Below are 12,434 nucleotides of genomic sequence, written 5' to 3' on the forward strand. Positions count from 1 at the left end.
TAACCCACCAACAATGCAATTAATGATCTAAGGGCAGTTTAAGAAAATCAACAATGCGATGCCTAGATTGGGCTACACTTACGCAAAAAATGATTTGGCGAAACTCCTAACTCCTAACTCCTAACTCCTAACTCCTAACTCCTAACTCCTAACTCTTGGTGTAAGCTCAATCTTCATTCCGTAACTGCCAGACTGCACCAAAAGCTGCCCCAGCCCCAGCTAACAATCCGGTACTCATCCCTTGGATAGTTTTTTGGAATGGATCTTGAGTTAGGCACTCACTTGTAACCTTACTGTCTTCTAAGCAGAGACTACTTTCTGCCCAACCAGCAGTACCTCCTAAAATTACACCAGTGATACTACAAGAAACAATTAGCAGCAAAAGGCGTTGTGTTTTTCTAGCCATAGATGGATGTTTAACTCAATTTTGTATTTTAGACTTTAAATTGGATCGGTATGTAAATACACTTGCTTTGGATAAAAAATTTTAGATTTTTCCATACTTGAGCCACTGTTTAATCGGGCTGCTTTAGCAAAATTCCAAATCTAAAATTCTGTCAAAGGTTGGAAATTGTAGTTGACTCTCAACTACTTTACACATCTGGGCAGCAAATGTCAGCTGGTTTATGGCTGATGAGGCAAACTCATGCGCCTCACCGCGATAAACAAGACGCGATAAACAAGAAGACGCGATAAATCGCGTCTCTACAATCTGTGTTTTGGGTTTATCTGAACTGTATTGAGTTTTGACCACTGATGCTCAAAAAAGCATCTACTCAATCTTCAAGTTGAAAGGCAAGCGGGCATATACCCCTTGTGGATCGTTCATCTTTTGCAGAATCTCTACTTCCTGTTGTAATTTCTGAAATTCAGCGGTGAGGGGATTGGATTGTTTGAGTTGCGTACCCTCAATCCCGAAAGCAGTTCGCGCTTCTTCTGTTGCACGCCCAAAAAAGCGTTCTCCGAAACTGCTAGTGCGAGGATATTCTTGCACTTCCCAGTCGTCTCCTAATTTCGCCTGCTTTACCGTGTATGCGATCGCAGTATTCAAACCACCAATTTCATCCACCAAACCAATTTCTTTGGCCGCCACACCCGACCAAACCCTTCCTTGAGCAATTTCTGCTACTTTTTGTTCTGGGAGTTTCCGACCTTGAGAAACTTTATTCAGAAACATATTATAAATCCGGTTAACACTGCGCTGATAAATTTCTAACTCTTGAGGCGATTTCGGACGCGAAACTGTTTGACTATCAGCATAGCGTGCGGTTTTCACTGAATCCCAAGTAATACCATTATTACTGGCCAGTTTTTCCCCATTGAATAAGATCCCAAACACCCCTATGGAACCTGTAATGGTATTTGGTTCGGCAAAAATGCGATTTGAGTCGCTAGCAATCCAATAACCACCAGAGGCGGCGACATCACCCATTGATACTACAACTGGTTTTACCTCACGAGTTAATTTCACTTCTCGCTGCATGACTTCGGCTGCGGTAGCGCTACCACCAGGACTGTTAATTCGTAAGACAACAGCCTTCACATCCTTATCTTGTCGTAGTTTGTTGAAGATTTTGGCAAAGCGATCGCCTCCTACTTGTCCATCTTCTCCTTTACCATCGACAATCTCGCCCTCAGCATAAACAACGGCAATTTGATTTTTGGAGTTACGTTCTACACCCAAAGATTTACCAGAAACTTGTGCGTAGCTATTCAGGCTAATTTGTCGGAATGTTTTGTCTTCTTTATCGCTATTTGTCAGCTTTTTCAGGTCAGCGACAACTTCATCGGGGTATTGTACTCGATCGACTAAACCGCTAGTTTTGGCTTGTGTGGCTTCTAGTAAGGATTGATTATCTGCGATCGCTTGCAACTTATTGGGTTCAATTTTCCGACTTGCGCCTATAGCAGTGCGCCACTCTCCCCAAACATCATCCAACAATTTCTGAGTTTGTTCGCGGTTTTCTGGACTCAACTTGTTGAGAATAAATGGTTCAACAGCCCCTTTAAATTTTCCGACTCGCACGACTTGAACGCCAATGCCATATTTCTGTAATGCTCCCGCTAAGAACATTGGTTGTGAACTCAAACCGTTGATTTCCATCATTCCCAGAGGATTAAGGACAATGGAATCTGCTACTGAACTAACGTAATATTCCTTTTCACTCCAATCACTGCCATAAGCTACAATCTTTTTCCCCGCAGCGCGAAACTCCTCTAGCGCTTTCCGAATTTCTTTCAGGGAGGCATAGCCGACGTTACCAGTTTGGCTGGCATTTGTTGCATCTATATAGATGCCGACAATGCGCGGATCGCGCCGTGCCTTTTCCAAGGTTTCCACAACTTTGCGGAGTGCCATCCTATCTTCATCAACACCTGATATTGTGTTTTGAAACAGTTCCCCGGAACTAGGTTCGCTATCAGTAATTTTCATTGACAAGTCAAAAACCAACACTGACTTATCTTTCACATTTGGCCCAGTATCTTTAGACGAGCTAGCAGCCAATATCAGCAAGAACAGTCCAGTGGTTCCCAAACCACCGAAAATAATTAGTCCTAGTAAAGTGCCAACTAAACTAGCAAAAGTTTGTTTGATAAAATTACGCATTAGTTATTTAGTTATTAGTTATTGGGTAAAACAGTTTCGTTAGCGGTAGCGGGGCATTGAGCCAGTTCTGAGTAAAAAAGTGAGATTTCCCACTCATTACTCATTACTCATTACTCATTACTCAACACTCTTGAGGGGCATTGGGCATTTACAAATGACAAATGACCTATTTACCTATTCTATGCGCTGTAAACTGCCAGAGTGCTTTAACTGATACAAGGTGGCATTGCCAGTACAAAATAAGACTGTGGTGATTTCAGCGATTAATACTTCAGCCAGTTCTGCAACTGCTGTCTCTGATGTTGCTGCTGCTTGCAAGAAAGGCATTGCTAAACCAGCTATATCTGCTCCCAAGGCGATCGCAGTTGCAACATCCAATCCATGACGCAAACCTCCTGAAGCAATTAAAGGCACATCTGGAGCGATCGCTCTAATAGTTGTAATGCACTCTGCCGTCGGTAAACCCCAATCGGCAAAAGTATTTCCTAAGCGACGCTGTAAGGGACTTTCCGCCCGTTCGCTTTCTACTTTTGCCCAAGAAGTACCCCCTGCACCCGCGACATCAATAGCTGCTACACCGGCGGCGATGAGTTTGTTGGCGATCGCTGCTGAAATGCCGTTACCAACTTCCTTTGCAATCACTGGCACTGGCAATTTTGAACATAATATAGAAATCTTATCAAGCAAACCCCGAAAATTAGTATCACCTTTAGGTTGAATGCACTCTTGTAAAGGGTTAATGTGCAAAATCAAGGCATCAGCTTCTAAAATATCAACTACGCGCAAACATTCATCTAAACCGTACTTGTAGTTAAGTTGCACAGCCCCCAAGTTTGCAAATAGCAGAACATCGGGCGCATACTTGCGGACAGCGAAAGTATCAGCCACCTGGGGTTTTTCCACCGCTACCCGCTGAGAACCGACACCCATTGCAATTTTGTAGTGTTGTGCTACTTGGGCCAAACGTTGGTTAATGATTGCGGCTTGTTCTGTTCCGCCAGTCATGGAAGAAATTAACAAGGGTGCGTCAAGGTTTTTTCCCAGGAAAGTTGTACTGATATCAATATCGTCGTGGTTGAGTTCGGGTAAGCAAGAATGGGTGAAACGATAACGTTCCAGTCCATTGGTGATTTGATGAGACTGAACATCTTCCTCTAAACAGATCCGAATGTGATCGGCTTTGCGATTCTGAGTTTGTGCAGAGATATTGGTAGGGGCGTTCACTGGTGGGTATGGCTAAAAGTATTGGCTTGCGATCGCTATTGTTACATTGTCTGCAACCGTCTTTTGATAACAAAAATATTTATTTTCCCTATCTTTAGGGTACGTTAGGCTATTGATAACATACCCATTCACTCATTTTATGAGTTAATTAATATGGTTTTACAAACAGAAAAGTGCTACACCCCAGAAGAATATTTGGAATTAGAAGAGAAAGCTGAATATAAAAATGAATACAGAGACGGAGAAATTATACCCATGACAGGGGGAACAACTAACCACAATAAAATTGCAGGTAATTTTTATAGAAAATTTCCTCTGACGGTGCAAGGACAAGATTATGAAATTTACATAGGGGATGTAAAATTATCAATACCTCGTCATCGCATTTATACTTATCCTGATATTATGGTCATCAAAGGTAAACCTATTTACGAGGAAACAGGTACAACAACTATTACTAATCCCTTATTAATTGTTGAAGTCTTATCAAATTCAACTAAAAATTATGACAAAACAGATAAGTTTAAATATTATCGTTCAATCCCTGGTTTTCAAGAATATATCATGATTGACCAGTATAGTTTTGCTGTGGAACAATTTACTAAACAAGCAGAAGGGCAATGGATTTTTAAGGAATATGAAGGTGAAGATGCAGTTTTAGTCTTAGATTCTATCGATTTTCAAATTACCTTGCGTGATATTTATGAACGGGTAGATTTTGAGTTGATTGAGGAATAAAACTGCGATAACATGGGCATCATTCACGGTGAATGATGCCTATTTGTTGCTCATTACGCCGTCTGTGTAGAAGCCGCTTTTGAGTCTGCGGTGGATTTTAACCGCGTAATGGTGGCTTTGCGAATGCGATCGCTACCAAAGCGATAGGGTTACTCGTCAGCTTATAACGTTCTTGGTCGGCGATCGCCGACAACCTTTGCAACACCACAGGCAGCTTCAATCAGTCCGCTGTACTAGGGGTGGCGTTGTCCTCCTGCTTTTGCATTTGATACTCCTTGGTTTCAAATAAAAAGTCGCACAGTGTTTTAGCCGAATTAACTGCTAATCTTGCGTGATGCTCCAATGGTTTATACGAAATGACATGAGAATCGCTCATCGTATTTCGTAGAGTAGCCAAACCAGAAACTATGCTTGTTAACCCAGAGAGGATTTGCCTCAGACATTCTGCAAGACTTTCTTGCCCTGGAGAAAGATTAAGATGTTTTTGAACCCTTTTATAAAGTTTCGGGAGGTTCCCATCAGACTCCGGTGGATTATGATCAAATTCTTTTTCAATTGCAGACAAAACTGCCTCAACGAGAGATCGTGCGTTAGTAATTGCTCCATCAAAATCGCCTTCAGCAAGTTTCTTGTCACATTTTTTGATTTGCTCATCGATAAAAATGTGTGTTATCTCAACCGAATTTTCATAAGGATGTGACAACTCGATTTGAGAACGACCTAATTTATAAACTTCCCATTTCTTTCCCGCAGGACGTAATTCATAATTATCAAATTCGAGAAATTGGTTGAGATGTTCAATTGCAACGTTAATATCGAGTTCCTTTCCAAGAAAATGACGAGGATCAAGAGCCGAAACCAGGATGTCTTTCATGGTTGGTGTATCATTGAATTCACGTAACTTCTCTTCGGCATAATACCAACGTGAAGGAAAACCATTACCGTATGTATCCTCCGAACCAAATTGATTAAAAAATGAAACCAGTTGTGTACCAGTTCGATAAGGTGAACGCCTTCCATCACCTGTAATAACAGAGCCAAGAGCTGATATTGTTTGTTCCGATAATTTCACACTTCAACCAACCTTTATTACCCGACTAACAATTCTAAAGTACTTCCCCCACCAAAGACTAAGCCACCTAACTATTTAGTATACAGAAAGTTTTCATGCAATCTTTTTCATGATAAGTGCCATTTTAAAGACATGGAAAGCGCAGAAATTGAAGCATTGATGCGATCACCAGTCACTTAGTTTCGGGTAAGCATACACGCAAGCTCCCAAGTAAAGCATTTGATCGCGCTATTCATTATAGTGTGTAATTTATTGTTAGATAACAAGGAAACAGGCAGCAATCGCATCCTGTTTGCTGGTGAGCTAACTACTAAGGTGTGATCGATCACCAAACATAGGCATCATTCACGGTGAATGATGCCTACTTGTTGCTCATTACGCCGTCTGTGTAGCAGCTGCTTTTGAGTCTGCGGTGGATTTTAACCGAGTAATGGTGGCTTTGCGAATGCGATCGCTTTTGCGTACTCCGCCAGTCATCTCGTATTCCCGGCTGTCTTTGCCATACTTTAATACCACACCACTGACTAAGCGCTCTGAAGTTTCGCGGATAGTCTTTTCAAGGGTTTCTATTTGTTCCTTTGCTGTGTCAATGGCAGTTAGCATCATATTATACTGGTCAATCTGGTTGCGGAGTTGCCCGGTTAACTCGGTTAAATGGTTTAAGCTGATCGAATCACCAAAGTCGAGGCTGGAATCAATCGATTTAAATCCAATTACTCTCTGTTCGGTTTTTTCTAGCACGGTAGAGCTTCTTTTTTGGCGTGGCATCAATGCAGACTTTTTACTAAACTTTATCTTTCTAGAGTGTCTCAATGGAGCAATGTAGTGGTTCAGTAAAGCTTGCAAAAAAAGGTGTTTTTTGTAATAAGATTGGATTGCTAGCTCAGTAATTACACGACAATAAACTTGTGTTGTGGACGAATGGGGTTGTGTTCTGAACGAATAAGCTCGTGTTCTGGACGAATGGGGTTGTGTTCTGGACGAATGGGGTTGTGTTCTGAATGAATGGACTTGTGTTCTGAACGAATGGACTTGTGTTCTGAACGAATAGGCTTGTGTTCTGAACGAATGGGCTTGTGTTGTGGACGAATGGGCTTGTGTTGTGGACGAACAAGAGAGACGCGATAAATCGCCGTCTCTACAAGGCGTTTTTGTCATCTATTATAATTTTTATCAAAAAACCCGATCCCAACCGGATTGCACGCAATCGAAAAACGTAACAAATAGACCATACATCTTGTAGAGACGCGATTCATCGCGTCTTCATCCCACGATTCATCGCGTCTTAAACCAAGGATGTGTTGCAATCATTAATTAAATTGTTATTAGATTTTTTCATACAATTAAACCGGATTCCTATATAAATCAACCAATATAGCCACAGCCTCTCTTTGCAAGCAAAGAGGGGCTTTTGGTATTATTGATTCTCAGAACGGCGATGTTTGGATAACAAGCTCTTTTTCTGTTTTTCTTGCAAACTGCTGGCTTGTTTCAGAACTGGAATACACTGGTTAATCATCCAGATTAAAACCTCAATTGGTGAGTCTCCTTGCTGAAGGCGGTTTTCGGCATTCACGCAAATTAATATTGTTTGTAGAATTAGCAAGAATGCGTAGGCGTAGCCCGCACTTCGGCTGCGCTCAGTGACCTTTGTAGACATCGCTCTTTGACTTGCATTTTGACCCTTGTTTTTCATTTCGTACCACCTGAATGAGTTGTTGAATACAGCATCTCTTTGGGGTGGTGAACGCAATCAAGGCGGATAAAATCTCGTCAAAATAAGGAATACATGGGTTTGGGGTGGTAGATTCAATTAGGGGTAGCCCCAAACTTTTTGGAATTTGTTTTTGACTGTCATGCCGAAATATACTTACGGTCCTATAGTAAAAAAACGGGTAAAGCGCCTTTTAGAGGCTTTGCTTGATTTTGCCAATTGGGAATTTGAAGACAGTAAGTTTGATATTAAGTTCAAGTGGGAAGCAGAAAATAGTGCCAACCCGAAACTGATAATCGAGACAACCCAGGTAGCTTTGGGATACCTGACAGAAAAAGATAAATATCCAAGCAACTTAAGCAAAACACAAATTCAAGAAGCGCTGAATCTGCTGAAAGACTTTTTGAAGATTCTAGAGGATAACCGCATCCAAACTCAGGGTGTTGAGAGTTGGCACTTCACGCTGAGACTCTGGGCAAAGGATAAGAAGAAGAATTTAGATCAATTTGAACAGGCATGGGAAACCAGTAGACCAGAAAAATCTAAAGCTTTACAAGCGAATTCCCAGAAATCAGACGAGTTTGATTGGCAAGAAATCTGCGGCGCTATGCTGGAAAAGCACAAGCGTCTCACCACAAATGAGTTGCTGTTTGCTGATGATGAGATGAAATTTGAGCTAGAGGCGATTCATGTCCCTTTAGCATTGGTGGAACGTAGCAAACCGAAGAAGTGCAGCGAGGATATTTCCGCAGAACAAGGTTCGCGACTTTACGAACCGAGTTATGAAGAGAAGCAGCGATTTGAACATCAGGCTTTTTTAGAGCAAATTATCCGTGATAGTGTTGGTAAAACTCAAGGACACCGCATCGCTTTAATTGGGGAACCGGGTGCGGGAAAAACTACTCAGTTGCAAACTATAGCTTTTTGGATATTAAACAACAATCTGGGTTTACCAATTTGGATTTCTTTGGCAGACTTGCAAGAAAAGCAAGAAAAGCAAGAAAAGCAAGAAAAGAGTGTAAAAAATTATCTGCTGCAAGATTGGCTGAAGAATGCTTTGGAAGTGGTGCGTGTAACAGAAGAACAGGAAAACACTTTTGCAGATTTATTGAAGAATAATCGTGTGTGGTTGTTGTTGGATGCAGCAGATGAAATGTCTTCACCCCAACCATTAACTGAGATTTCCCAGCAGTTGACGGGATGGGTGAAAAATGCGCGGGTTGTGCTGACTTGTCGGGTGAATGTTTGGGAAGCAAACGCCAACGCTTTAGAAAATTTTGAGACGTATCGGTTACTCAATTTTGAATATCCGCAACAAGTGCAAGAGTTTATTGGGCGTTGGTTTCACAATAAGGATGCAGACAAAGGCGAAAGATTATGGCAGGAATTAGATAAACCTGAACGTCAGCGCATCCAAGATTTAGTTAAAAATCCTTTGCGGTTAGCGCTGTTGTGTAGCACTTGGCAAGGTTCCGATAAAGGTTTACCGGAAACGAAAGCCGGACTTTATCAGCAGTTTGTGGAAGAGGTTTATAGGTGGAAAGAAAACCGCTTCCCTACCACCGAACAGAAGCAAGAGGAATTAAACACTGCGTTGGGACGTTTGGCAAAACGGGCAATTGATCAAGAAACGTCACGGTTTCGGCTACGGCATAAATTTGTGCGTGAGGAATTAGGTGATGCAAAACAGCAAAATTCTTTATTTTCGTTAGCGTTAAAGTTGGGATGGCTAAATGAAGTTGGAGTGGCTGCGGAATCAGCAACGAAAGAGAAAGTTTACGCTTTCTACCATCCCACATTTGAGGAATATTTTGCAGCGTTGGCGATCGATGATTGGCACGAGTTTCTGAATCATGTTCCCGACAACCCCGCGCAAGGCGTTTATCGCATTTTTGCCCCGCAGTGGAAAGAGGTGATTTTGCTGTGGTTGGGACGTGACGATGTGGGGAAGGAGAAGAAGGAAGAGTTTATTCAAGCGTTGGTGGAATTTGATGATGGGTGCGGAGAATGCAGAGCTATTGATAGAGTTAGAAGGGGATTTTACGAGTTTCGCGCTTATTTTCTCGCTGCTGCGGGGGTTGATGAGTGGAAAAATTCTTGCAACACAGATGCTATTGTGGCGGAAATCGTTAAATGGCGCTTTGGCGAGTTTAAGGTTGAGCAAAACAAGTCGGTGGGATTTCTCGAACCAATCGAAAAGGGAGCAAGGACAGCACTATCTCAGACAAATCGTACAAAAGCGATCGCTGCCTTGTTTAAATTAATTAACATATCACAACTGGATAATTTTACCCCAAGGCAAGCGGCAGAAAGCTTAAGGCAAATTGACTTTGGCAACCAAAAAGCGATTGATGCCTTGTTTAAATTAATTAACATACCACAACTGGATAATTTTACCCCAAGGCAAGCGGCAGAAAGCTTAAAGCAAATTGACTTTAGCAACCAAAAAGCAATTGATGCTTTGCTGGAGTTAATTGGCAAACCACAACTGAATTATTCTACCCGAAGGCAAGCGGCATATAGCTTAGGGCAAATTGGCTCTGGCAACCAAAAATCGATTGATGCTTTGGTGGAGTTAATTAGCAAACCACAACTGGATCATGATACTCGATGGCAAGCAGCATCTAGCTTAGGGAAAATTGGCTCTGGCAACCAAAAAGCGATTGATACTTTGGTGGAGTTAATCAGCAAACCACAATTGGATGATTTTACCCGAAGGCAAGCGGCATATAGCTTAGGGCAAATTGGCTCTGGCAATCAAAAAGCGATTGATGCTTTGGTGGAGTTAATCGGCAAACCACAACTGGATGAGGATGATCATACCCAATGGCAAGCGGCATCTAGCTTAGGGAAAATTGGCTCTGGCAACCAAAAAGCAATTGATGCTTTGGTGAAGTTAATCAGCAAACCACAATTTGATGATTTTACCCGAAGGCAAGCGGCATATAGCTTAGGACAAATTGGTTCTGGCAATCAAAAAGCGATTGATGCTTTGGTGGAGTTAATCGGCAAACCACAACTGGATTATTCTACCCTAACGCTAGCGGCATCTAGCTTAGGGAAAATTATGTCAGAGGAACAAATGCCGAGTGTTGTCACCGTGTTGAAGGATTACTTATCACCTGAAACTTACGAAAATGACTTTGAGCGATTTGATAATTGCTACAAAGTTATCTGGAAGTGCGCCCAAAGTATGCCCTACCCCGCTTTTTATCAAGCTTGGCATCAACAAGAGAAAGTGAAAGATGGAGAGTAGGAAAGAAAAATACTTCCTCCAGCCAAAACATAAGCGAAATGTGGAAGCAGCAATCCCTTGTAAAGACGCGATTCATCGCATCTCGTAAGCGTCTCGTAAATCTATCGCGTCTGATCTTTCCGCAATCCAGGGAATGCGTCGCCCCTAATAAAACAAATATCGTAAACAGAATGGGAATGCGATCGCTCTTTTGATCGCCGCGATGAATTGATTAAGCGATCGCCTTTACGGTTTATATACCTCACTGCGATGAGCGATCGCCACAACAAGTACCTGCACAACTTCATCGTCTATAGAATAAATGACCCTGTAATCCCCGATTCGGTAGCGATAGTAGCCTGTATAATCTCCCTTCAGGGCTTTAATGTTGGGGTGCGATCGAGGAGTTTGTTCTAGCTGCTGCAAACATCGGGCAATTTTCTTAGCAAAAGCTTTGTCAGCATTGACATAAACTTCTTGGACATCGGGATGAAGAATAACTTCATACATCAGAGCGAAGAGTTCTCCATGCGGTGTATTCGGCTTTAGGCGTTACTTGATTTTGCTTAACTCGCTCTAACAATCCAGGAATTGCCAAAAGTTCTTGGGTTGCAGCTTCGCTTTCAGCATTTGCCAAATAAGCAGCAAAATCAGTCAGCACCCGTAATCGCTCTGGAGATAGTTGCTGGAGTAAGTCATTAAGCTGTTGCTGTAACTCTGCGACAGAGATCAAATCTGCTGATGACCCATCATCCATCGGAGAATTATCGGTAGTATTCATTGCCTACTTCATAATTTCAAAGTTTAGTTTTTATTATGCATCAAATCTTCCAAGTGCTTTGATTATCTTAGGGAAAACAGAGGCAGAGGCGATCGCCCCTAATAAAACAGATATTGTAAACAGAATGAGAATGCGTAGGCGTAGCCCGCCGCAGGCATCGTTTTTGCGATCGCCCCTTGTAGAGACGGCGATTTATCGCGTCTTCTTCCTTCCCATCATTTACATACATAGCGCGAATAATTCCGAGTTTTTTGGGTTGGCAATTACATCAATGCAAAGCAATAATTGCATAAATTTTTGTATCAACCAAAGATGTAATCATGAATAATGATCCTCAACCAGAAAATAACAAACCTAAATACAAAGGTAAATATCGCGTTGATTCAACCCGTTTACCAGCATGGAGTTATGCTAGTAATGCCGGATATTTCATTACTATTTGCACCTACGGTAAAAAATGCTTTTTTGGTGAGGTTGTGCAAGGTGAAATGCAGCGATCGCCAATTGGAGAAATTGCTCATAAATTGTGGTACGAGATTCCTAATAATTTTTCTAATTGCCAGATAGATTCGTTTTGCGTCATGCCTAATCATATTCATGGGATTTTGATTATTAATCAAATACGAGAAGAAGACGCGATGAATCCACAAACACAGGAAGAAGACGCGATGAATCCACAAACACAGGAAGAAGACGCGATGAATCCACAAACACAGGAAGAAGACGCGATGAATCCACAAACACAGGAAGAAGACGCGATTCATCGCGTCTCTACAAGGGTGGATATTCAACGGGGTGGGGTTACTGGGTTATTTAATCCGATGTTGTCTAAAAATTCCCTTTCTAAAATTATTAGGTGGTACAAAGGACGATGTTCATTTGAAATTAATCAAATCCATGAAGGTTTTGGATGGCAAGAAAGGTTTCATGACAACATAATTCGTGATGAATTCGCTCTCGATCAAATTAGACAATATATCATCAATAACCCAATCAATTGGGAATGCGATCGCGAACAACCACCCCATCCCCCCTTGTAGAGACGCGATTCATCGCGTCTTC

The 12,434-nt window shown here is 41.9% G+C and carries 12 protein-coding genes; 3 read left to right on the plus strand and 9 right to left on the minus strand.

Going from position 1 to position 12,434, the window contains the following annotated elements; all coding sequences use genetic code 11:
• Nucleotides 1-166: 166 nt before the first annotated feature.
• The 3 genes from V7K61_RS20425 to fni form a co-directional block, all read right to left on the minus strand.
• Complete coding sequence (locus tag V7K61_RS20425; protein WP_104909601.1) at nucleotides 167-406, minus strand: hypothetical protein; 240 nt, start codon at nucleotides 404-406, stop codon at nucleotides 167-169.
• A 366-nt stretch (nucleotides 407-772) separates the two neighbouring features.
• Complete coding sequence (sppA, locus tag V7K61_RS20430; protein ID WP_335056034.1) at nucleotides 773-2,608, minus strand: signal peptide peptidase SppA; 1,836 nt, start codon at nucleotides 2,606-2,608, stop codon at nucleotides 773-775.
• Between the two features lie 174 nt (nucleotides 2,609-2,782).
• The gene (gene fni, locus V7K61_RS20435; RefSeq protein WP_335056036.1) at nucleotides 2,783-3,832 is read right to left on the minus strand and encodes a type 2 isopentenyl-diphosphate Delta-isomerase; all 1,050 of its coding nucleotides are present in this window, start codon (nucleotides 3,830-3,832) and stop codon (nucleotides 2,783-2,785) included.
• Nucleotides 3,833-3,985: 153 nt separating this feature from the next.
• Between fni and V7K61_RS20440 the strand changes: the two genes are divergently transcribed.
• The gene (locus V7K61_RS20440) at nucleotides 3,986-4,570 is read left to right on the plus strand and encodes a Uma2 family endonuclease (protein ID WP_335056038.1); all 585 of its coding nucleotides are present in this window, start codon (nucleotides 3,986-3,988) and stop codon (nucleotides 4,568-4,570) included.
• A gap of 220 nt (nucleotides 4,571-4,790) precedes the next feature.
• Here the strand turns inward: V7K61_RS20440 and V7K61_RS20445 are convergent, their stop codons facing one another.
• The 3 genes from V7K61_RS20445 to V7K61_RS20455 form a co-directional block, all read right to left on the minus strand.
• Nucleotides 4,791-5,642 carry an abortive infection family protein gene (locus V7K61_RS20445; RefSeq protein ID WP_335056040.1) on the minus strand — a complete coding sequence of 284 codons (852 nt, stop codon included), beginning with the start codon at nucleotides 5,640-5,642 and terminating at the stop codon, nucleotides 4,791-4,793.
• Nucleotides 5,643-6,017: 375 nt separating this feature from the next.
• Nucleotides 6,018-6,410 carry a hypothetical protein gene (locus V7K61_RS20450; RefSeq protein WP_335056042.1) on the minus strand — a complete coding sequence of 131 codons (393 nt, stop codon included), beginning with the start codon at nucleotides 6,408-6,410 and terminating at the stop codon, nucleotides 6,018-6,020.
• Between the two features lie 649 nt (nucleotides 6,411-7,059).
• Nucleotides 7,060-7,338: a hypothetical protein gene (locus V7K61_RS20455; RefSeq protein WP_335056044.1), complete on the minus strand. Its 279-nt coding sequence runs from the start codon at nucleotides 7,336-7,338 to the stop codon at nucleotides 7,060-7,062.
• 160 nt (nucleotides 7,339-7,498) lie between these two features.
• On the opposite strand from V7K61_RS20455, the gene V7K61_RS20460 reads away from it, so the two are divergent.
• Nucleotides 7,499-10,612 carry a HEAT repeat domain-containing protein gene (locus V7K61_RS20460; protein WP_335056046.1) on the plus strand — a complete coding sequence of 1,038 codons (3,114 nt, stop codon included), beginning with the start codon at nucleotides 7,499-7,501 and terminating at the stop codon, nucleotides 10,610-10,612.
• A 225-nt stretch (nucleotides 10,613-10,837) separates the two neighbouring features.
• Here V7K61_RS20460 and V7K61_RS20465 read toward each other — a convergent pair whose 3' ends face one another.
• The 3 genes from V7K61_RS20465 to V7K61_RS20475 all read right to left on the minus strand — a co-directional run bounded on the left by V7K61_RS20465 (nucleotide 10,838) and on the right by V7K61_RS20475 (nucleotide 11,601).
• Nucleotides 10,838-11,101 (minus strand): type II toxin-antitoxin system RelE family toxin, encoded by a 264-nt coding sequence (locus tag V7K61_RS20465; protein ID WP_335056048.1) that lies wholly within the window; start codon nucleotides 11,099-11,101, stop codon nucleotides 10,838-10,840.
• Nucleotides 11,094-11,372: a hypothetical protein gene (locus tag V7K61_RS20470; RefSeq protein WP_335056050.1), complete on the minus strand. Its 279-nt coding sequence runs from the start codon at nucleotides 11,370-11,372 to the stop codon at nucleotides 11,094-11,096. The genes V7K61_RS20465 and V7K61_RS20470 overlap by 8 nt, the downstream gene beginning before the upstream one ends.
• Before the next feature lie 67 nt (nucleotides 11,373-11,439).
• Nucleotides 11,440-11,601, minus strand: coding sequence for a hypothetical protein (locus V7K61_RS20475; protein WP_335056052.1), 162 nt, complete (start codon nucleotides 11,599-11,601; stop codon nucleotides 11,440-11,442).
• A gap of 91 nt (nucleotides 11,602-11,692) precedes the next feature.
• On the opposite strand from V7K61_RS20475, the gene V7K61_RS20480 reads away from it, so the two are divergent.
• Nucleotides 11,693-12,412 (plus strand): transposase, encoded by a 720-nt coding sequence (locus V7K61_RS20480; RefSeq protein WP_335056054.1) that lies wholly within the window; start codon nucleotides 11,693-11,695, stop codon nucleotides 12,410-12,412.
• The last annotated feature ends 22 nt before the right edge of the window (nucleotides 12,413-12,434 follow it).

Origin of the sequence: Nostoc sp. (assembly GCF_036918015.1) — a bacterium.
Lineage (GTDB): Bacteria > Cyanobacteriota > Cyanobacteriia > Cyanobacteriales > Nostocaceae > Nostoc.